The following is a 20,930-nucleotide window of genomic DNA, read 5'->3' as shown; positions in this document are numbered from 1 at the left end:
TAGGCCGATCGAGCGGCCTTGCCTAGGCGCAGAAAGGCCCGCGGCCCATGTCGAGATGCAGATGGTTGTAGTGCGCGGCATTGTAATCGGGGCCGAGCACCGTCCGGAAGCGCTTGCACGCCGAATCGTGGATCACCTCGAAGAAGCGGCGCACCGCGGGATCGTCCGATTTCCAGCCGGTCTCGACGCGGACCTTGCGTCCGTCGGCGAGGACGAAGCCGCCGATGTCGACCGCGTTGCCGAGGCCGTGCTCGGAAATCCGCGCGCCCGACGGCCCGCCACCACCGATGATCCCCCGGCACGAATAGCTGCCGAAGCTCTCGACCCGAACCAGCTCGCTGCCGAGAATCTGCTTCGCCGCCGGCGCCACCGCGAAACGCACCCAGGCGGTGAAGGTCCGCGCGAGCGGGCATCGCATCGATTTGAGATTGGTCACCGGCACGCCGATGTCGAGCAATTGCACCGCGCCGGTAACGATGCAGCCGCTGCCGAAATCGCGATCGGGCAGCGGCGAATAGCGCACGCGCTCGCGCGACAGATCGGCGAAGCATTGCTGCGTCTCGCGCGGGGTCGGCCCGTTGAGCGTGATCGGTCCCGAGGCGCGCTCGCGGATGACCGGCCGCCTCGTCTCGCTCGGGCGCGCGTCATCATCCCCGGCGCAACCGGCGAGCAACAGCGAAACCAACAAGAACCCGACCCGCATATGCCTAATATAGCATGACGATTCTGAAGATTCGCTGTCGGTCCGTCGCGGCGGCGCAACGGTTTGACTCCCGCACTGGTAGCGCTACCATGTCCCCTGACAGCGCCGCATCGAGACGGCGCCGGATCGGAGAGGCCATGACCAAGCTGCTCACCGCCTTCGCTTGGGCGCTTGCCCTGCTCGCCGCCCCCGCCTGGGCGCAACAGCCGCCCGCGCCGCCGCAGCGGATCGCGCTCTGGGCCGATGGCGCACCGGGGTTCGAGAGCCGCAAATCGATCCCCGAACAGGCCGAGAGCTATTGGCTCAAGCCGGTCAACGATCCGAGCATCACCTATTACCCCGCCCGTCCGGGCCGCGAGACCGGCGTCTCGGTGTTGATCATGCCCGGCGGCGCGCACGAATTCCTCGTCATCAACACCGAAGGCAATGACGTCGCACGCTGGTACAATGAGCGTGGGGTCGCAGCCTTCGTGCTGCGCTACCGGCTCTTCCGCGGCAAGGATTCGCCGTACAGCTTCGAACATGCCCGGCAGGACGCCGAGCGCGCGATGCGCACGATCCGTGCCCATGCCGGCGAATGGAAGCTCGATCCGGGCAAGATCGGCGTGATGGGCTTCTCGGCGGGCGGTGAGCTCGCCCGGGTGACCTTGCTCAGCCCGCCGGTCGCGGCGCCGGGCAAGCGCGACGCCATCGACCGGCTTTCGGCGCGGCCCGATTTCGGCATTCTCGTCTTCCCTGGCCCCCTCCACGCCGAGGAGAAGATCACGCGCAGCTCGCCGCCCTTGCTGATGACGGCGACTAATGACGACCAATGCTGCTCGCAGCCGATCATCGATCTTTTGAACGCCTATCGCGCCGCCGGGGCGTCGTCCGAGCTCCACATGTTCGCCGCCGGCGGCCATGCCTTCAACATGGGCGAGACCACGCCGATGGTCAGCCTGCGCAACTGGCCGCGCCTGATCACCGACTGGATGACCGATCGCGGGCTGCTCGCCAAATGGCCGCCCGAGCCGGCGAAACCGTAGAAACCCGCGGGTTGACTTCGCGCCCGTCGTCGCTAGGGCCGTCGACGGGCCACGCGGTCCCAACGCCGCGCGTGCTCTCTGCAAGGAGAGACTGACATGAGTGATTCTGCCGTTACCGACGCCACAGTTGCGTCCGCCAAGCCCGCTACCAAGCCGGCGCGCCCCCATTTCTCCTCCGGCCCCTGCGCCAAGCCTCCGGGCTGGGATGCCTCGAAGCTCGCCAGCGAATCGCTCGGCCGCTCGCATCGCTCGAAGATCGGCAAAGCCCGGCTGCAATACGCGATCGATCTGATGCGCGAGATGCTCCAGCTTCCCGACACGCACCGCATCGGCATCGTTCCCGGCTCGGATACCGGCGCCTTCGAAATGGCGATGTGGACCATGCTCGGCCAGCGCCCGGTGACGACGCTTGCCTGGGAAAGCTTCGGCGAGGGCTGGGTCACCGACGTCGCCAAGCAGCTCAAGCTCGATCCGACGGTGATCCGCGCCGACTACGGCCAGCTCCCCGACCTTGCTCAGGTCGACTGGTCGAACGACGTGCTGTTCACCTGGAACGGGACGACGTCGGGCGTCCGCGTCCCCAATGGCGACTGGATCCCGGATGATCGCGAAGGCCTGAGCTTCGCCGACGCGACCAGCGCGGTGTTCGCTTACGATCTGCCGTGGGACAAGATCGATGTCGCGACCTTCTCGTGGCAGAAGGTGCTTGGCGGCGAGGGCGGCCACGGCGTGCTGATCCTCGGCCCGCGCGCGGTCGAGCGGCTCGAAAGCTACACCCCCGCTTGGCCGCTCCCGAAAGTGTTCCGCCTCGTCTCCAAGGGCAAGCTCGCCGAGGGCGTGTTCAAGGGCGAGACGATCAACACCCCGTCGATGCTCGCGGTCGAGGACGCGATCTTCGCGCTCGAATGGGGCAAGTCGATCGGCGGCGCCAAGGGCCTGATCGCGCGCTCGAACGCCAATGCCGCGGCGCTCCAGAAGATCGTCGCAGCGCGTGATTGGCTGGGCAATCTCGCCGAGGACGAGTCGATCCGCTCTACCACCAGTGTGTGCCTCACGGTCGAAGGCGCCGACGAGGCCTTCATCAAGACCTTCGCCGGCCTGCTCGACAAGGAGGGCGCGGCGTACGACGTCGCCGGCTATCGCGACGCCCCCGCGGGCCTGCGCATCTGGTGCGGCGCCACGGTCGACACCGCCGATATCGAGGCGCTCGGGCCGTGGCTCGACTGGGCCTACGCGACCGCCAGGGCGGGCTGATCCCTCGCGCGCTCCGGCGAAGGCCGGAGCGCTGGCCACCGGCCATTCCCCTTTCAGAGCTCCGGCCTGCGCCGGAGCACCTAGTTTTCAGGATAGAACCATGCCCAAAGTCCTTATCAGCGATAAAATGGATCCCAAGGCCGCGCAGATCTTCCGCGAGCGCGGCGTCGAGGTCGACGAGATCACCGGCAAGACCCCCGAGGAATTGAAGGCGATCATCGGCGAGTATGACGGTCTCGCCATCCGCAGTTCGACCCGGGTGACCAGGGAGATCCTCGACGCGGCGACCAACCTCAAGGTCGTCGGCCGCGCCGGGATCGGCGTCGACAATGTCGACATCCCCTCGGCCTCGGCCAAGGGCGTGGTCGTCATGAACACCCCGTTCGGCAACTCGATCACCACCGCCGAGCACGCCATCGCGCTGATGTTCGCGCTCGCCCGCGACCTGCCCGAGGCCGACAAGTCGACCCAGGCCGGCAAGTGGGAGAAGAACCGCTTCATGGGCGTCGAAGTCACCGGCAAGACGCTCGGCCTGATCGGCGCGGGCAATATCGGCTCGATCGTCGCCGATCGCGCGTTGGGCCTGCGCATGAAGGTGATCGCCTATGATCCCTTCCTCACGCCCGAGCGCGCGCTCGAGATGGGCGTCGAGAAGATGAATCTCGACGATCTGCTGCTCCGCGCCGATTTCATCACGCTGCACACGCCGTTGACCGACCAGACGCGCAACATCCTCTCCGCCGAGAATCTCGCCAAGACGAAGAAGGGCGTGCGGATCATCAACTGTGCGCGCGGCGGGCTGATCGACGAGGCAGCGCTCAAGGCGGGCCTCGAAAGCGGCCATATCGGCGGCGCGGCGCTCGACGTGTTCCAGACCGAGCCGGCCAAGGAACATGCGCTGTTCGGCACGCCCAATTTCATCTCGACCCCGCACCTCGGCGCCTCGACCACCGAGGCGCAGGTCAATGTCGCGATCCAGGTCGCCGAGCAGATGGCCGATTTCCTCGTCTCGGGCGGCGTCACCAACGCGCTCAACGTGCCGAGCCTCTCGGCCGAGGAAGCCCCGCGCCTCAAGCCGTACATGGCGCTCGCCGAGAAGCTCGGCAGCCTTGTCGGCCAGCTCGCCCATGGTGAGATCGCCCGCGTCTCGATCCACAGCGAAGGCGCCGCCGCCGAGCTCAACCAGAAGCCGATCGTCAGCGCGGTGCTGGCGGGCTTCCTGCGCGTCCATTCGGACACGGTGAACATGGTCAACGCACCGTTCCTCGCCAAGGAACGCGGGATGGAAGTGCGCGAGGTGCGCAACGAGAAGGAAGGCGATTACCACACGCTGCTGCGCGTCTCGGTCAAGACCGATGCCGGCGAGCGCTCGGTTGCCGGCACCTTGTTCTCGAACGCCCAGCCGCGCCTCGTCGAGCTGTTCGGGATCAAGGTCGAGGCCGATCTGATCGGCCACATGCTCTATGTCGTCAACGAGGACGCACCCGGCTTCATCGGCCGGCTCGGCACCACGCTCGGCGAAGCGGGCGTGAACATCGGCACCTTCCATCTCGGCCGCCGCGAGGCCGGCGGCGAGGCGGTGCTGCTGCTCTCGGTCGACGACAAGGTCACGCCCGAGCTGATCGCCAAGGTCCGCGCGCTTCCGGGCGTGAAGACTGCGATGGCGCTGACGTTCTGACCGCATTCGTCATCCCGGCTTTCGCCGGGATGACGAATTGCTCTAGGGGGGCGTAATGACCGGCCTTCTTCCCGAGGGGTTTCACGACCGCCTGCCGCCCGCCGCCGATGCGGCGGCGGGGCTGGAGGCGCGCGTGCTCGGCGTGGCGCGGCTTTATGGCTATGAGCAGGTCGATCCGCCGCTCGCCGAATTCGCCGACGAGCTCGCCTCGCGGCTCAAGGCGGGTGGCGTCCGCGACGCGGTGCGTTTCGTCGATCCGGTCTCGCAGCGCACCCTCGCGATCCGCCCCGACCTCACCGCGCAGGTCGGCCGCATCGCGGTCACCCGCATGGGCCATCACCCCCGGCCGGTGCGGCTTTCCTATGCCGGCCCGGTGGTCAAGCTCAGCGCTTCCGAGCTCAATCCACAGCGCGCGATGCGCCAGATCGGCGCCGAGCTGATCGGGCTCGACACGGTCGCCGCGGCGATCGAAGTGGTCGGTGTGGCGATCGAGGCGCTGCGGGCCGCCGGGGTGACCGGCATCGCGATCGACTTCACCCTGCCCGATCTCGCCGATACGCTCGCCGCCGATCTCGAGCCGGCGACGCTCCACACGCTGCGCGATCGGCTCGACGCCAAGGATGCCGGCGGCGTTGCCGCAATCGATCCGCGCTGGCTACCGCTGATCGAGGCGGCAGGACCCTTCGACGCTGCGATGGCGCGGCTGCGCGCAATCGATGCCGGCAACGCGCTGGCGAGCCGGCTCGACGGGCTCGCCCGGATCGCCGCGAGCATCGACGGCAAGGTAGCGCTGACCCTCGACCCGACCGAGCGCCACGGCTTCGAATATCAGAGCTGGCTCGGCTTCTCGATCTTCGCCGCGGGCGCGCGCGGCGAGATCGGCCGCGGCGGCACCTACACCATCCTCCATGGCGATGGCCGCGAGGAGCCCGCGGTCGGCTTCTCGCTGTTCGCCGATCCGATTCTCGACGCCGGGCTGGGCCCGCGCGAGCGTCGCCGACTGTTCCTGCCGTTCGGCACCCCCGCCGATGCCGGCGCGAGGCTGCGCGCCGAGGGCTGGGTCACCGTCGCCGCGCTCGAGGACGACGACACGCCCGAGGCGCAGCTCTGTACGCACGTGCTGGGCGCGGAGGGACCGCGGCCGCTCTAGCCTTGGGGGGCGCCGCAAGTCAGCGCGAAAGCAGCGGCGCGATGTCGCCCTGCGCGAAATGCTGGAACGCCTCGCGCACTGCCGCGCGAAAGCGCTCGTCCTGCCCGAGCCGCGCGCCGAACACCGGCTCGACTCCGAGCATCGCGGTTACCGGATTGGCGCTGGTCGCCGCCGTGGCGAGCGCCTCGGCCATCGGATCGGTGATCGTCTCACCGGCTTCGGCCTTGCGCCGCAGAAACGCGATCCACGCCGCCACCGGCACCGCCAGCCGCTCGATGCCGCGCCCGGCGTCGAGCGCCGCGCGCGCGGTGTCGAGCAGGCGATAGGGCAGCTTCTGCGATCCGTCCCACGCGATCTGCGCCAGGAGATGCCGGATCGCCGGGTTGCGGAAACGGTTCAGCACTGCATCGACATAGCCGGCGACGTCGAGCCCCTCGACCGGCCCCAGCGACGCGGCGATGTCCTGATGCGCGAGGCGCGTGACGAAGCCTTCGAGCGCGCCATCGGACATCGCCTCGAACACCGTCTCGTGGCCGCGCGCGAGGCCGACATAGGCCAGAGTCGAATGCGTCCCGTTGAGGATGCGCAGCTTGGCTTGCTCATAGCCGCGAACGTCGCTGGTCAGCGTCACGCCGACAGAGGCGAAGTCGGGTCCGTCGAGCATGTCGAAACGCTGCAACACCCATTGGGTGAAGCTTTCACGCTGCACCGCCGCCTGATCCTCGACACCCAGCGCTTGCTGGACCTTGGCGAGGAACGCCGCATCGCTCGCCGGGGTGATCGAATCGACCATCGAATCGGGGAAGGCGACCTCACCCGCCATCCAGTCGGCGAGCCCGGGATCGCGTTCGCGCGCGAAGGCGAGGCAGGCGGCGCGGAGCTTGGCGCCGTTGCCGGTCATGTTGTCGCAGCAGAGCATCGCGAAGGGTGCGGTGCCCGCCGCGTGACGATCGCCGAGCCCGGCGACGATCCAGCCGATCAGGCTCGCCGGCTCGGCGGGATTGCCAAGGTCGTGGACGATGTCGGGATGCGCGAAGTCGAGGCTGCCGTCGCCGGCGAGGCAATAGCCCTTTTCGGTCACCGTGCTGGTTGCGATGCGCACGGTCGGATCGGCGAGGAGCTTGCGAAGCCGCGCGCCTTCGCCCGGCCCGATCGCGTCCGAATGCGCGGCGATGATGCGCATCGATGGATCGCGATCGATCACCGCCAGCGTGTAGAGCCCGTCCTGCGCCTTGAGCGCGTCGGTGGTGCCGCCGCTGCGCAGCGAGACCGCGGCGATTCCCCAGCGCGGGTCCGCATCGAGCAGCCGGTCGACATAGGCCGCCTGGTGCGCCCGGTGGAACGCCCCCGGGCCGAAATGGACGATGCCGGTGCGCACCGCCTCGAGGGCGTGACGAGGCCGGGCGACGGTGCCGGGAAGCGTGGCGAGCGCGGAGCGGGACAGACGGGTCATGCGCGGAGCCAAGCAGCCCACGCGCGCGCAAGTCAATAAGCGGTCAGAGAGTCCGGTTCGACGAATAACCACCCACGCCGGTGGTGGGCGAGCGATATTCCTGCAGCCGCGAGGGCGTGTTCTTGGGCATCCTGAAGCGAACCAGCCGGTTCGGGAAATCGATATCGACCCGACGGAAACTGCGCAGCGCGTCCATGCCGAGCAGGAGCGCGGGCCGATCGGTGAGCCCGAAGCGCTCGAACGGCGCGACATCGGCGAACGCCACCGGCATCGATCCGAACAGCACCTCGCCGACCTTGATATTGGGGACGGTGGTATAGTCGGCGATGGTCTTGTCGCCGGTCACGTCGGTGAGCTCGATCGGCTGGGTCTTGCGGCTGCGGGCGACGCGCTTGCGCAGCGCGCTGTTGCCCATGCTGACCTGGCTGCCGGTGTCGAGCACGACCTGGATGCGCGTATTGCCGTAATAGGCGTCAGTGACGATGAGCTGGCCGAACACGCTCTTCGCGGTCACGACGATCTCGTCCTTCGCCGCGCGGCGCATCCTGGGCTTCCGCTCGCTCTTGCGGACCTCCATCGTGCCGCTGTCGAAATCGATCGAGACCTGATGATCGCGCAGCGTATCGATGCCGAGCAGCCCGATCGCGCCGAGATTGCGCGCCTCGAGCTTGGGAGCGATCACGCTATGCTGCACGCCGATCGATTTGATCATCAGATCGGGCACGAGCACCGTGTCGACCTGGCTGCGCCCGGTCATCGACAGCAAGGTCACCGGCCGCCCCGCATTGAGCTTGAGCGTGCTGGCGAGCTCGCGCGAGACCACGGTGCGTTCCGCGCCGGTGTCGATGATGAAATTATACGGCCCGCGCTCGTTGACCGCGACCGGCACGGTCAGGCGTTTGTCGAGTTCGCCCAGGGTCAGCAACGTCGCCTCCATCACCGATTCGGTGCTGATCAGCTCGGGGTCCTGTGCGGGTGCGGGTGGCGTGCTGCCGGAAGGCTCGATCGGCAGGGAGAGAAGCAGGAGCGGGTAGAGAACTCCAGACATGAAATAGCAATATACCTGCGCATGTTGCGCAGCAATCGAAATCAATCGAGCCGCATCGCCTCCGCCGCGATACCTTCGGCCTCGATCAGCAGCGCATCCTCGCCGCTGCCCTGCGGGGTGCGCTCGCGCCCGATCATGATCAGCACCGGCACCGCCATCGGGCTCACCCGCGGCAGGTCCATGTGCAGCATCGTGTCGGCGGCGGTGTCGAGCAGATGCGCGAGCCTGCCGACATCGGTCATCCGCGCACGGGCATCGGCCCAGGCCGCCTTGAGCAGCAGATGGTCGGGCTCGTATTTGCGGAGCACGTCATAGATCAGATCGGTCGAGAAGGTGACCTGCCGCCCGCTCTTCTTCTTTCCCGGATGCTGACGCTCGACCAGCCCGCCGATGATCGCGACTTCGCGAAATGCCCGTTTGAGCAGCGCCGATTGCTGCACCCAGTCGACGAACTCGTGCTCGAGGATGTCGGGCGAGAACAACGCCGCCGGATCCTCGATCTTCTCGAGACCGTAGACTGCCAGCGCATAATCGTTGGCGACGAAGCCCAGCGGCTTCAGTCCCATCGCCTCCATCCGCCGGGTGATCAGCATGCCGAGCGACTGGTGCGCGTTCCAGCCCTCGAAGCTGTACGCAACCATGTGGTGCTTGCCCTCGTGCGGGAAGGTCTCGACGAGCAGCTGTGCGGGGGCGGGCAGCGCCGAGCGCCGCGCCTGCACCTCGAGCCATTCGCGGACGTCATCGGGGAAGCGCGCCCATTGGCTGCGGTCGGCGAGAAACACGCGCACGCGATCGGCCAGCGTCGAGGTGATCGCCAGCCGCGCGCCCATGTACGAGACGTAGCGCGCCTGCTTGCTGCTCGCCCGGACGATCAGATCGGTGAGCTCGACGCGCTCGACCTCGAGACTGAGTCCGGCGAAGAAGAAAGTATCGCCAGGCGCGAGCGACGATCCGAACGCCTCCTCGACCTTGCCGAGCTTGCGGCCGTTCTTGAAGCGCACGTCGAGCATCGGCGCCTCGACGATGATCCCGGCATTGAGCCGATGCTGCGCAACGAAGGCGGGCTTGGTAACGCGCCACAGCCCGTCCTGACCCTTGGTCAGTCGCTTGAACTTGTCATAGGCGCGCAGCGCATAGCCGCCATCGGCGATGAAGTTCAGGACGCGCTCGAACGTCTCCTGATCGAGCGCCGAATAGGGCAGCGCGCCGCGAATTTCGTGCAGCATCGCTGCAGCATCGAACGGCGCGGCGCAGGCGCAGGCCATGATGTGCTGCGCGAGCACATCGAGCGCGCCGGGGCGGAAGATGTCCGGATCGAGCTCGCCCTGCTCGACCGCGTCGAGCGCGGCGCGCGCTTCGAGATATTCGAAGCGATTGCCCGGCACGAGTACCGCCTCGCTCGATTCGTCCAATCGGTGATTGGCGCGGCCGATCCGCTGGAGCAGCCGCGACGAGCCCTTTGGGGCGCCCATCTGGATCACGCAGTCGACATCGCCCCAGTCGACGCCAAGGTCGAGGCTCGCGGTGGCCACCAATGCGCGCAGCTTGCCGTCGGCCATCGCCTGCTCGGCGCGCCGCCGCGCCTCGAGGCTCAGGCTGCCATGATGCACCGCGATCGGCAGCTTGAGCTCGTTGACCTTCCAGAGATTCTGGAAGACCAGCTCGGCGAGCCCGCGCGTGTTGCAGAACACGATCGTGGTTCGGTGAGTCTCAATCTCGGCCATCACCTGCGGGATCGCATAGACTCCCGAATGCCCCGCCCAGGGCACGCGGCCTTCGGGAAGCAGGATCGCGATGTCGGGATCGGCGCCCGCCTCGCCCTGCACCAGCCTTACCTGGTCGATATCGCCATCGGGCGCCAGCCACGCGCGATAGCCGTCGGGATCGGCCACCGTCGCCGACAGCGCGACCCGGCGCATGCCGGGAGCGAGCCGCGTGAGCCGCGCGATCGCCAGCGCGAGCAGATCGCCACGCTTGCCGGTGGCGAAGGCGTGGACCTCGTCGATCACGATCGTCCGGAGCCCGGCGAACATCGTCAGGCTGTCTTCGTAGGACAGCAACAGACTCAGCGATTCGGGGGTGGTGAGCAGAATCTCGGGCGGCCGGGCGCGCTGGCGGACTTTCTTCTCATGCGGCGTGTCGCCGGTGCGCGTCTCGACCCGGATCGATACGCCCATCTCCTCGATCGGCGTGAGCAGATTGCGTTGCACATCGACCGCGAGCGCTTTCAACGGCGAGATATAGAGCGTGTGCAGCCCCTGTGTCGGCGCTTCGATCAGCTCGGCGAGCGTGGGCAGGAAGCCCGCCAGCGTCTTGCCCGCGCCGGTGGCGGCGACGAGCAATGCGTCCGCGCCGGCACGCGCGGCGTCGAGCATCTCGAGCTGGTGCCGCCGTGGCCGCCAGCCGCGCGCGGCGAACCAATCGGTCAGGGGTCGGGGCAGCTCGGTCACTTGTCGAGCGGGTGGGAACCGGGGGCCATCCCAACCATATAGTCACGATGGCCAAGCTCGGCGACTGGATCGAACCGCACCCCACCGGCATCTACATTCCCGCCGCCGATGCGTGGGTCGATCCCTCGCAGCCGGTCCCGCGCGCGCTGATCACGCACGGCCATGCCGATCACGCCCGCGGCGGGCACGGCCAGGTCTGGGCGACGCCCGAGACGCTGGCGATCATGGAATGCCGCTATGGTCCGCAGAACGGCACGCCAATCGCCTATGGCGAGACATTGCGGATGGGCCATGTCGATATCGGCTTCGTCCCCGCCGGCCATGTCCTCGGCTCGGCGCAGATCGTCCTCGAGCATCGCGGCGAGCGCATCGTCGTATCGGGCGACTACAAGCGCCGCGAGGACCCCACCTGCGCAGCCTTCCAGCCGGTGCCGTGCGACATCTTCGTCACCGAGGCGACCTTCGGACTGCCAGTGTTCCGCCATCCCGAAACGCATGACGAGCTCGACAAATTGCTCACTGCATTGCGCGCTAACCCCGGCCGCTGCGTGCTGGTCGGCGCCTATGCGCTGGGCAAGGCGCAGCGGGTGATCAGCGAGCTGCGGGTGATGGGGTTCGACGATCCGATCTACATCCATGGCGCCCTGCAACGGCTTTGCGATCTCTATGTCGAGAAAGGCGTCGATCTCGGCGAACTGCGCCCCGCCACCGGTGTGGCCAAGGGCGAGCTTGAGGGGCGGATCATCCTGTGCCCGCCCGGCGCGCTCAACGACCGCTGGTCGCGCCGCCTTCCCGATCCGATCACCGCGATGGCGTCGGGCTGGATGCGCGTCCGCCAGCGCGCCCGGCAGCGCAATGTCGAGCTGCCGCTGATCCTCTCCGATCATGCAGATTGGGACGAGCTCACCACCACGATCCGCGAGCTCGCGCCGCGCGAGGTGTGGGTGACGCATGGCCGTGAGGACGCGCTGGTCCATTGGTGCCGGCTGCACCAGATCAAGGCACGTGCGCTCGAGCTGGTCGGCTTCGAGGACGAGGACGACTGAACCCGTCTCGCGCGGCGCAGGAGCGTCAGGCGAGTATCTCCGCGTAGAGCGCGATATATTTCTCCGCCATCGCCTCGACCGAGAAATGTGTTTCCACCCGATGCCGGCAAGCGGCGCGGTCGATCGCTTCTACGTCGGCAAGCGCGGCGATCGCCTCGCCGGTCGAGTGCACCAGGATACCGGTCTCGGGCGTGATCAGCTCGGGCATCGATCCGCGATCAATCGCGATCACCGGGGTGCCGCAGGCCATCGCCTCGATCACCGACAGGCCGAACGGCTCGTCGAAATTGATCAGATGGAGCAGCGCGCGCGCCTTGCCGAGCGCGCGCAATCGCGCCTCGCCCCCGACCGGGCCGAGATAGCGGATTTGCTCGCCATCGACATGCGGCATCACCTCGCGGTCGAAATAGCCCTGGTCCTGGACGATGCCGTAGAGATCGAGCCGGCGGCCGGTGGAGAGGGCGACATGAATCGCCTCGGCGGCGCCCTTGTCGGGGTGCATGCGGCCGAAGAAGAGCAAATCGTCGCTGCCCTCGGCGTCGAAGGGGAATTCGTTGAGCCGGATGCCGTGGTGGATCGTCGCGGCGTAGCGGAGCGACGGGTGCCGATCGGCTTCGCTGATCGCGACATAATGGATGCGATCCTCGAAGGGCTTGTACATCGGCAGGATACGATCCGAGGAGAAGCCGTGGATGGTGGTGACCATCGGCGTATCCACCAGGGGCGCGAAGGCATGGGCGGGAAAATCGGCCTGATTGTGGATCAGATCGAATTCGCCCGCGCGCGCGAAGACATGGCTGAGGTGACGATATTCCCAGACCTTGGCATCGATGCCCGGGTCTTCCTCGTAGCCGCGTGGCACCACCCCGGCGAGCGTGCCCGCGGTCTCCGAATCCTGCGTTGCGAACAGGGTAACCTCGATTCCCCGCGCGACCAGCGCCTCGCTGAGCAGGCTGGTGACGAGCTCCCATGGGCCGTAGTGCCGCGGCGGCGTGCGCCACGCGATCGGCGCCAGCATCGCGATCTTCATCCGAGAATATAGCCTTCGTTCGGGCCGAGAATGGCGGGATCGTCGCCGGTGCCGGTGGTGAGCAGGACGTTCAGGTCCTCCGCCCATTCGGGGATGGCGAAGGCCTCGGGCCGGTCGCCGAGATTGAGCACGACGAGCAGCCGCTCGCCCTCGTGGTGACGCTCATAGGCGAGAAGATTGCCCGCGCATTCGATCGGCAGCCAGTCACCGACCGACAGGGCGGCGTGCTTCCGGCGCAGCGCGAGCAGATCGTGGTGGAGCCGCCACATCGAGCGCGGATCGTCGCGCTGCGCGGCGAGATTGCGCACCTGCCAATCATCGTGAAGCGGCAGCCACGGCGTGCCGACCGAGAAGCCGGCATTGGCGCTGGAATCCCATGCCATCGGGGTGCGGACCGGATCGCGGCCCAGCCCGATGCCGGGCTCGCGCAGCTCGCGCGGGTCCTGCACCTGATCGGCGGGGATGGTCACATCGGCCATGCCGATCTCGTCGCCATAATAGAGGGTCGGGGTGCCGCGCAGGGTCAGCAGCAGCGTCGCCGCGACACGCGCCTGTTCGGGGCCGAAGCGCGTGGCGGCGCGCGGGCGATCGTGATTGCCGAGCACCCAATTGGGCCAGCCGCCCGGCGGCAGCGCCGCCTCATAGTCCGCGATCAGCCTGGCGAGGCTGGGCGCATCCCACGGCGCGTCGATCAGCTGGAAGTTGAAGGGCAGGTGCACGCCCGGCTCGCCGCGGCCATAATAGTGCATCAGCCGCTCGACCGGCAGATAGATCTCGCCAACCAGCACGCGCTCCGAATAGCGATCGGCGACGCGGCGCATGTTTGCGGCGATGCCGTGCACCTCGGGCTGGTCGGTCGAATGGAGCTGGAGGACGCGGTGCATCTCGCCCATCGCCGGCGTGTAGGCGGGGTTGGCCGGATTGTCGGGGAAGTCGGCGTGCTTGATCATGTGCCACAGCACATCGATCCGGAAGCCGTCGACGCCGCGATCGAACCAGAAACGCAGCACGTCGAGCATCGCCTGCCGCAGCTCGGGATTGCGCCAGTTGAGGTCGGGCTGCTCCTTGAGGAAGGCGTGGTAATAATATTGGCCGGTGGCTTCGTCCCATTGCCATGCGGGGCCGCCGAAATCGCTGATCCAGTTGTTGGGCGGGCCGCTGTCCGGGCCGGGGTCGCGCCAGATATACCAATCCCGCTTGGGATTGTCGCGCGACGACCGGCTCTCGACGAACCAGGGGTGCTGGTCCGAGCTGTGATTGGGGACGAAATCGAGGAGGAGCTTGAGCCCGCGGTCGTGCGCGGCCTCGAGCAGCGAATCGAAGTCCGCGAGCGTGCCGAAGCGCGGGTCGATCCCGGTGTAATCGGCGACGTCATAGCCGAAATCGGCCATCGGCGAGGGATAGATGGGCGAGATCCAGATCGCGTCGACGCCGAGCACGACGAGATCGTCGAGGCGCGATTCGATGCCCTTGAGATCACCGATGCCGTCGCCGTTCGAATCCTGAAACGAGCGCGGGTAGATCTGATAGATGACGCCGTGCTGCCACCAAAAGGGTTCGGTCATTCGTCTCTCCCTGCGTCACCCCGGCCTTGTGTCGGGGTCCACCGGGAGGCGAGCAATGGACCTGAGGCTCGAGCCCGTCCGGTGCGGCCTGGTGGACCGCGGAACAAGTCCGGGGTGACGGTTGGGGGGTGGATCACCGGAAGCGCTCCTTTGCGATGTGCGTGATCCGGCAGGCGAGGTCGGCCTCGCCGCCCGCGACGATGTAATGATCGCCCGCATCGGCCAGGCCGGTGGTGAACACCACGGGGGTCGGCAGATACATCTGGTGGGCGATGTCGGCGGTCAGCGCCGGATTGGCCTCGATAAGCGGAACCTCGTCCTCGAGCCGCAGGATCCGCGAAGGGTCGTCCCGGTCGAGTAGCGCCCAGAAACTGCGATAGATGCCGACCGCGCCGCGCTTCTCGACGCCGTGATAGATCATCATCCAGCCCTGAGGCGTCAGCACCGGCTGGCTGCCGCCACCGATCCGCTGGGTGCTGGTCGTGCCCTTGCGGGCACGGATGCCCGGCGTGTCGAGCGGCTTCCAGTGGAGCCCGTCGGGAGACTGCGCCATGTTGATCGAGGGACCGCCGAGCCACGGGCTGTCCTCGGGCCAGGCGAAATAGCATTCGCCCAGCGGGCGGGTGAGCGCCATGAACTTGCCCGCCACCTTGCCTTCGAACAGGATCATGTCCTTGTTCTGATGATCGAGGACGATGCCGAGCAACTCATAGTCGAGCCCGTTGGCCGAGCGATACATCGCGGTGCAGTGGCGCTCGGCCGAGACGCCGCAGACGGTCATCCAATAGTGATCGCCGACCTTGGTGATCCGCGCGTCCTCGACGCCATAATCCATGTAGCTCGCGCTCGGCTCGATCGCTTTGTCGTAATGGATCGCGACGATGTTCCGGCCCTCGGCATCGATCTCGACAGGCAGCAGCCACGAGAGCGAGGTGAGGCCGAGCAGCCGCGGATTGCGATCCTTGAGCGCGAACTGGCGCGGATCGTCCATGTCGATCTGATGAACCGAGTGGCGATCGAGGACATAGCCGTCGCGCGTCCAGCGCACTGCGCGCGCGCATTCGCTATCGACCGGATCGCGCAGCGCCTCGGCGATGCGGACCATCAGCAGCAGGTTGCCGCTGGGCAGCCGCGCGAAGCCGGGGTTGAACGCGCCGAGAACATGGGTGGGCTCGTCGACGCCGCGGCGCAGCGGCGAGCGGGCCAGATCGACATCGTCGGGGCGGAAGATCAGATAATCGTCGGGCATCCGCCCCCCTTTGGTCAGCAGCCGGGAACCTGGCTCTCGCCTCCTTCCGGCTGGAAGCGCGCGCCACGACGGACGTATCGCTCGGCGAAGGCGCGGGTTCCCTCGTAACGGACGGTGAAGCCGCGATCGCGCACGATGTCGGCGAAGCTGCCGGTGAGCGTCTCGGGCGAATCGGGCGACATGCCGCTGGTGTCGAAGCTGGTGGTGACGCTGGCGAGCGAGGCGGGGCCGCCGGGTTGCAGCGCGACCAGATCGGTCAGCCCCACCGTGCAGCCCTGCCAGGTGCCCCCGCCTTCGACCATCAGCACCGGCACCGCGGCGAAATCGGCGGAGACCGACCATTTGCCGAGATCGCCGAAGCTGCCGCTGGTGGCGGCTTCGGGGAAGGCCTTGACCAGCGCGAAGCCGTCGTTCTGCGGGCGGAGATAATAGGCCGCGATCACCCCGCCATCGGCATGCGAGCCGTCGGGGACATGGCCATGCCGCAGCAGCACGGGCCCCGAGGGCGTGTCGATCAACCTGTCGTCGCCACCGAACGCATAGCGGCTGGCCTTGTCGACCGGCACGACGCGAAGCGCCGCGGCGAGCCGCTCGGCCGGTGCCGGCGGAACCGAGCTGGCGGCCGCCACCGGCGTGGCGCGATGGCTGGGGGCCGGCGTCGGCGGTTTCTCGGGAACCATGTCGCAGCCCGCCAAGGCCGCGAGCGCGGCGATCGAAACCGCCGCGCGGATCATTTGGCGCCCTGCAGCCGCTCGTGGTGGCGGATCACCTCGTCGATGATGAAGCGCAGGAACTTCTCGGAGAATTCGGGATCGAGATCGGCGTCCTTGGCCAGCGCGCGGAGGCGGGCGATCTGCGCTTCCTCGCGCGACGGATCGGCCGGGGGCAGGCCATGCTCGGCCTTGTAGGCGCCGACCGCCTGCGTGACCTTGAAGCGCTCGGCGAGCATATGGATCAGCGCCGCATCGATATTGTCGATGCTCTGGCGGTAGCGAGTCAGCGTCTCGTCGGGCATGCGTCCCCTTTTGCCCGCGCGGAGACGCTACGCAAGCCTTGCCTTTGCCGCCGCCACGCGCCAGAGCCCGCGAGATGAGCGCCACCATCCATCGCCTGGGCTCGCGCCCCGAGCCTTCGCTGGAACCGATGCTGCAGCTGGTGGCGCACGATCTCAATCTTGTGAACGCCGTGATCCTCGAGCGGATGCAGTCGGACATTCCGCTGATCCCCGAGCTCGCCGGGCATCTGATCGCCGGCGGCGGCAAAAGGATGCGGCCGATGCTGACGCTCGCGAGCGCGAGGCTGCTCGGCTATTCGGGCGCGCGGCATCACAAGCTCGCCGCCGCGGTCGAGTTCATCCACACCGCGACCCTGCTCCACGACGACGTGGTCGATTCGTCCGACCTTCGCCGCGGCAAGCGCACCGCCAACATCATCTGGGGCAATCCGGCGAGCGTGCTGGTCGGCGACTTCCTGTTCAGCCGCTCGTTCGAGCTGATGGTCGAGGACGGCAGCCTGAAGGTGCTCAAGATCCTGAGCAACGCCAGCGCGGTGATCGCCGAGGGCGAGGTCAACCAGCTCACCGCGGTGCGCCGGCTCGACATTTCCGAAGAGCGCTATCTCGACATCATCGGCGCGAAGACCGCGGCGTTGTTCGCCGCCGCCTGCCGGATAGCGGCGGTGGTCGCCGAGCGTTCGGAGGCCGAGGAGGCCGCGCTCGACGCCTATGGCCGCAATCTCGGCATCGCCTTCCAGCTGGTCGACGACGCGATCGACTATGTCTCCGACGCCTCGACAATGGGCAAGGACGCCGGCGACGATTTCCGCGAGGGCAAGATGACGCTGCCGGTCATCCTCGCCTACGCCCGGGGTGACGACGAAGCGCGCGCCTTCTGGAAGGAGGCGATTTCGGGACGCCGCGTCGCCGACAGCGATTTCGCCGAGGCGATTGAGCGGATTCGGGCAAGCCGCGCGGTCGACGACACGCTCGCCCGCGCCCGGCATTACGGGCAGCGCGCGATCGATGCCCTGGGCGGGTTCGCGCCGGGCGCCGCGAAGGATGCGATGGTCGAAGCGGTCGAGTTCGCGGTGGCGCGCGCCTACTGAGCCGCGGCGCCGGGAGCGCCGCGCCGGCCACGCTCATTCCTCTTCCTCGGCCTCGTCTTCGTCCTCGTCGACGCCGAGCATATCCTCCTCGTCGCCGTCGAGCTGCTCCTCGATGGCCTCGACGATCAGGTCGAGCTGCTCGTAGCTCGCGCTGAACTCCAGCGTCTCGCCGTCGTCGTCCTCGAGGTGGAGCGTATAGTCGCCCGCGCCGTCGGGAGTGATCGTGAACTGTGCCAGGGTGCGTGCCATGTCCGTTAGCTCCATGCCTCGATTGCGCCAAACCCCGCTTTCGGGAATTGGTTGCGCGCAATGAGCGACACGTTGCCGATCCACGCCGTATTGCCCCGGTTGCTCGCCGCGCTGCGCGATTCGAGCAACGCGGTGCTGGTCGCACCGCCGGGGGCGGGCAAGACCACGGCGGTCGCGCCGGCGCTGCTCGGCGAGGGCTGGTGCACCGGCGAAGTGCTGCTGCTCTCGCCGCGCCGGCTGGCGGCGCGCGCGGCGGGCGAGCGGATGGCGGCGCTGGCGGGCGAGAGTGTCGGCAAGACCTTCGGCTACGCCACCCGGATGGACAGCAAGCGCTCGGCGGCGACGCGCGTGACCGTCGTCACCGAGGGGATCTTCGTCAACCGCATCCAGGCCGACCCCGAGTTGGCCGGCGTCTCCGCGGTGCTGTTCGACGAAGTCCATGAGCGCAGCCTCGACAGCGATTTCGGGCTGGCACTGGCGCTCGACGCGCAGGCGGCGCTGCGTCCGGACCTGCGGCTGGTGGCGATGTCGGCGACGCTCGACGGCGCGCGTTTCGCGACGCTGCTGGGCGACGCGCCGGTGATCGAGAGCGAAGGGCGCAGCTATCCGCTCACGCTGCGCCATCTCGGGCGCGCAGCCGAGGCGCGGATCGAGGATTCGATGGCGGCGGCGATCCGCACCGCGCTGCGCGACGAGGAGGGCGGGGTGCTCGCCTTCCTGCCCGGGGTCGCCGAGATCGAGCGCACGGCCGAGCGGCTCGACCTGCCCGGCGGCGCGGTGCTTCATCGGCTGCACGGCAGCCTCGATCCGGGCGCGCAGCGCGCCGCGATCGCGCCCGATCCGGAGGGGCGGCGCAAGGTGGTGCTCGCGACGTCGATCGCCGAGACCTCGCTGACGCTCGACGGGATTCGGGTGGTCGTCGATTCGGGGCTGGCGCGGCGGCCGCGCTACGATCGCGCTGCGGGGATGACCCGGCTGGTCACCGAGCGCGCGAGCCAGGCCTCGGTCACCCAGCGCGCCGGCCGCGCGGCGCGGCAGGGGCCGGGGGTGGCCTATCGGCTGTGGGAAGAGGCGGCGACCGCGGGGCTGCCGCGGTTCGATCCGCCCGAGATCCTCGAGGCCGATCTCTCGGCGCTGATGCTCGATTGCGCGCTATGGGGCGTCGCCGATCCGCGCGATCTCGGCTGGCTCGATCCGCCGCCCGAGGCCGCGGTGAGCGAGGCGCGCAAGCGGCTGGTCACGCTGGAGGCGCTCGACGCGGACGCCCGGCCGACCGCGCATGGCAAGGCGATCGCGCGGCTGCCGCTGCCGCCGCGGCTCGGCCATATGCTGGTGCGCGCCGGCGAGAGGGGACTGGCGCGCACTGCCGCGCAGGTGGCGGTGCTGCTCGGCGAGCGCGGGCTGGGCGGCAACGACCCCGATCTCGAGCTCCGGCTGCGGCGCTGGCGCGGCGAGCGGGGCCAGCGCGCGGAGAATGGCCGAAGGCTCGCCGAACGCTGGGCGAAACTCGTCGCTCCGGCAGGCGGAGAGAGCGAGCCGAACATCGCCATCTGCGTCGCGCTGGCGTTCCCTGACCGGATCGCCAAGCGGCGCGACGCTTCGGGCGAAACCTGGGCGTCGGCAGGCGGGCGGGGATTCCGGCTCGATCCGACATCGTCGCTGGCACGCGCCGAATGGCTGGCGGTGGCAGAGACGCAGGGCATGGCGGCGGGCGCGCGGATCCTCTCCGCGACCGCGATCGACAGCGAGACCGTCGAGGCGCTGTTCGGCGCGCGGATCGAGACGCGGCGCAGCGTGCGCTTCGACTCCGCTACCGGGCGTGTCGAAGCGCTGCGCGAGCGCCGGCTCGGCGCGATCCGGCTGTCGAGCGGGAGCGATTCGGCGGCGGACCCCGCCGAGATCGAGGCGGCGCTGCTCGAAGGGGTGCGCGAAAATGGCCTCGCGCTACTGCCCTGGTCCGAGACCGCGCAGGCGCTGCGGATGCGCGCGACCTATGCGGGGATCGACGCGCTCGGCGACGAGGCGCTGCTGGCGAGCCTCGACGAATGGCTTCCCGGCGCGCTGGCCGGCAAGCGGCGGCTCGACGCGGTGGCGCCCGAGGCGCTGACCCAGGCGCTGCAGAATCTGCTCGGCTGGGACGGGCAGAAGACGCTCGACCGGCTCGCGCCGGCGCGGCTCGAGACCCCGGCGGGCTCGAGCCATGCGATCGACTATGGCGCCGAGGCGGGGCCGACCGCGGAAGTGCGGGTGCAGGCGCTGTTCGGTCTCGCCACGCATCCGACGCTCGGCGACGGTACGCCGCTGGTGCTGAGCCTAACCTCGCCAGCAGGCCGGCCGATCCAGACGACGCGCGACTTGCCCGGTTTCTGGAAGGGCAGCTGGGCGGCGGTCGCCAAGGAAATGCGCGGACGTTATCCCAAACATCCTTGGCCCGACGACCCCGCGAGCGCCTCCGCGACGCTGCGCACCAAAAAGGCTGATGCAAGGAACGCCGCCGCGCGTTAAGGCGCTGCAGACTCATGGAGGCCAAGGTGAAGACCGCCCGTATCTATCAGCGCCCGAAGAACGCGATGCAGTCGGGGCGCGCCCGCACCGATTTGTGGATGCTCGAGTTCGAGCCGCGCACCGCGCAGCAGCCTGACCCGCTGACCGGCTGGAATGGCGGCAGCGACACCACCAACCAGGTCCGGCTCGGTTTTCCGACGCTGGAGGCCGCCAAGGCGCATGCCGAGCGCGAGGGCTATGCCTATCACGTGGTGCCGGCGCCCGAACGCAAGCTCAAGCTGCAGGCCTACGCCGACAATTTCCGGTAGGTCCTCTTCGTCACCCCGAACTTGTTCCGGGGCCACCGAGAGGCAAGTCGCAGAGAAGCGGCAGAAGCTGGTATTTGCGGCTGGGTGGACACCGGCACTTCGGCCGGGGTGACG

General features: G+C 68.4%; 18 protein-coding genes. 8 read left to right on the top strand and 10 right to left on the bottom strand.

Features of this window, described 5'->3' with window-relative positions:
- Positions 1–22 precede the first annotated feature (22 nt).
- Complete coding sequence (locus E5A74_RS13595; protein ID WP_135985818.1) at positions 23–703, bottom strand: extensin family protein; 681 nt, start codon at positions 701–703, stop codon at positions 23–25.
- A gap of 137 nt (positions 704–840) precedes the next feature.
- On the opposite strand from E5A74_RS13595, the gene E5A74_RS13590 reads away from it, so the two are divergent.
- The 4 genes from E5A74_RS13590 to E5A74_RS13575 all read left to right on the top strand — a co-directional run bounded on the left by E5A74_RS13590 (position 841) and on the right by E5A74_RS13575 (position 5,810).
- Positions 841–1,728 carry an alpha/beta hydrolase gene (locus tag E5A74_RS13590; RefSeq protein WP_135985816.1) on the top strand — a complete coding sequence of 296 codons (888 nt, stop codon included), beginning with the start codon at positions 841–843 and terminating at the stop codon, positions 1,726–1,728.
- A 96-nt stretch (positions 1,729–1,824) separates the two neighbouring features.
- A complete protein-coding gene (locus E5A74_RS13585) occupies positions 1,825–2,982 on the top strand; it encodes a phosphoserine transaminase (RefSeq protein WP_135985814.1) in 1,158 nt (385 codons plus the stop codon).
- 100 nt (positions 2,983–3,082) lie between these two features.
- Positions 3,083–4,660, top strand: coding sequence for a phosphoglycerate dehydrogenase (gene serA, locus E5A74_RS13580; protein WP_135985812.1), 1,578 nt, complete (start codon positions 3,083–3,085; stop codon positions 4,658–4,660).
- 55 nt (positions 4,661–4,715) lie between these two features.
- Positions 4,716–5,810 carry an ATP phosphoribosyltransferase regulatory subunit gene (locus E5A74_RS13575; protein ID WP_135985810.1) on the top strand — a complete coding sequence of 365 codons (1,095 nt, stop codon included), beginning with the start codon at positions 4,716–4,718 and terminating at the stop codon, positions 5,808–5,810.
- Positions 5,811–5,829: 19 nt separating this feature from the next.
- Here E5A74_RS13575 and E5A74_RS13570 read toward each other — a convergent pair whose 3' ends face one another.
- Genes E5A74_RS13570 through E5A74_RS13560 form a run of 3 tightly spaced genes read right to left on the bottom strand, consistent with a single transcriptional unit; the run spans position 5,830 to position 10,761 of the window.
- Positions 5,830–7,263: a mannitol dehydrogenase family protein gene (locus E5A74_RS13570; RefSeq protein WP_135985808.1), complete on the bottom strand. Its 1,434-nt coding sequence runs from the start codon at positions 7,261–7,263 to the stop codon at positions 5,830–5,832.
- 43 nt (positions 7,264–7,306) lie between these two features.
- Positions 7,307–8,311 carry an aspartyl protease family protein gene (locus E5A74_RS13565; RefSeq protein WP_135985806.1) on the bottom strand — a complete coding sequence of 335 codons (1,005 nt, stop codon included), beginning with the start codon at positions 8,309–8,311 and terminating at the stop codon, positions 7,307–7,309.
- Positions 8,312–8,352: 41 nt separating this feature from the next.
- Positions 8,353–10,761, bottom strand: a complete 2,409-nt coding sequence (locus E5A74_RS13560; RefSeq protein ID WP_135985804.1) for a ligase-associated DNA damage response DEXH box helicase — start codon at positions 10,759–10,761, stop codon at positions 8,353–8,355.
- Between the two features lie 47 nt (positions 10,762–10,808).
- On the opposite strand from E5A74_RS13560, the gene E5A74_RS13555 reads away from it, so the two are divergent.
- On the top strand, positions 10,809–11,807 hold the full coding sequence (locus tag E5A74_RS13555; protein ID WP_135985802.1) for a ligase-associated DNA damage response exonuclease: 999 nt from the start codon (positions 10,809–10,811) through the stop codon (positions 11,805–11,807).
- Positions 11,808–11,832: 25 nt separating this feature from the next.
- Here E5A74_RS13555 and E5A74_RS13550 read toward each other — a convergent pair whose 3' ends face one another.
- From E5A74_RS13550 to E5A74_RS13530, 5 genes are all read right to left on the bottom strand, one after another.
- Positions 11,833–12,837: a glycosyltransferase family 4 protein gene (locus tag E5A74_RS13550; protein WP_135985800.1), complete on the bottom strand. Its 1,005-nt coding sequence runs from the start codon at positions 12,835–12,837 to the stop codon at positions 11,833–11,835.
- Positions 12,834–14,402 (bottom strand): alpha-amylase family glycosyl hydrolase, encoded by a 1,569-nt coding sequence (locus E5A74_RS13545; protein WP_135985798.1) that lies wholly within the window; start codon positions 14,400–14,402, stop codon positions 12,834–12,836. Before E5A74_RS13545 ends, E5A74_RS13550 begins: the two co-directional genes overlap by 4 nt.
- A 133-nt stretch (positions 14,403–14,535) precedes the next feature.
- On the bottom strand, positions 14,536–15,651 hold the full coding sequence (locus tag E5A74_RS13540) for a glycoside hydrolase family 130 protein (RefSeq protein WP_135985796.1): 1,116 nt from the start codon (positions 15,649–15,651) through the stop codon (positions 14,536–14,538).
- 14 nt (positions 15,652–15,665) lie between these two features.
- On the bottom strand, positions 15,666–16,385 hold the full coding sequence (locus E5A74_RS13535) for a hypothetical protein (RefSeq protein WP_135985794.1): 720 nt from the start codon (positions 16,383–16,385) through the stop codon (positions 15,666–15,668).
- Positions 16,382–16,666, bottom strand: a complete 285-nt coding sequence (locus E5A74_RS13530) for a chorismate mutase (protein WP_135985792.1) — start codon at positions 16,664–16,666, stop codon at positions 16,382–16,384. Before E5A74_RS13530 ends, E5A74_RS13535 begins: the two co-directional genes overlap by 4 nt.
- A 74-nt stretch (positions 16,667–16,740) precedes the next feature.
- Between E5A74_RS13530 and E5A74_RS13525 the strand changes: the two genes are divergently transcribed.
- Positions 16,741–17,754 (top strand): polyprenyl synthetase family protein, encoded by a 1,014-nt coding sequence (locus E5A74_RS13525; RefSeq protein WP_135985790.1) that lies wholly within the window; start codon positions 16,741–16,743, stop codon positions 17,752–17,754.
- Positions 17,755–17,787: 33 nt separating this feature from the next.
- On the opposite strand, the gene E5A74_RS13520 is transcribed toward E5A74_RS13525, so the two are convergent.
- The gene (locus tag E5A74_RS13520) at positions 17,788–18,003 is read right to left on the bottom strand and encodes a hypothetical protein (protein WP_135985788.1); all 216 of its coding nucleotides are present in this window, start codon (positions 18,001–18,003) and stop codon (positions 17,788–17,790) included.
- A gap of 60 nt (positions 18,004–18,063) precedes the next feature.
- On the opposite strand from E5A74_RS13520, the gene hrpB reads away from it, so the two are divergent.
- Both hrpB and E5A74_RS13510 read left to right on the top strand, forming a co-directional pair.
- A complete protein-coding gene (gene hrpB, locus E5A74_RS13515) occupies positions 18,064–20,508 on the top strand; it encodes an ATP-dependent helicase HrpB (RefSeq protein WP_135985786.1) in 2,445 nt (814 codons plus the stop codon).
- A 26-nt stretch (positions 20,509–20,534) separates the two neighbouring features.
- On the top strand, positions 20,535–20,816 hold the full coding sequence (locus tag E5A74_RS13510) for an ETC complex I subunit (protein WP_135985784.1): 282 nt from the start codon (positions 20,535–20,537) through the stop codon (positions 20,814–20,816).
- Positions 20,817–20,930: the final 114 nt, after the last annotated feature.

The organism is Sphingomonas naasensis, from assembly GCF_004792695.1.
GTDB classification, from domain to species: domain Bacteria; phylum Pseudomonadota; class Alphaproteobacteria; order Sphingomonadales; family Sphingomonadaceae; genus Sphingomonas; species Sphingomonas naasensis.
The sequence above is the reverse complement of the archived record's forward strand: the minus strand, read 5'-3'. Positions and strand labels throughout refer to the sequence as shown.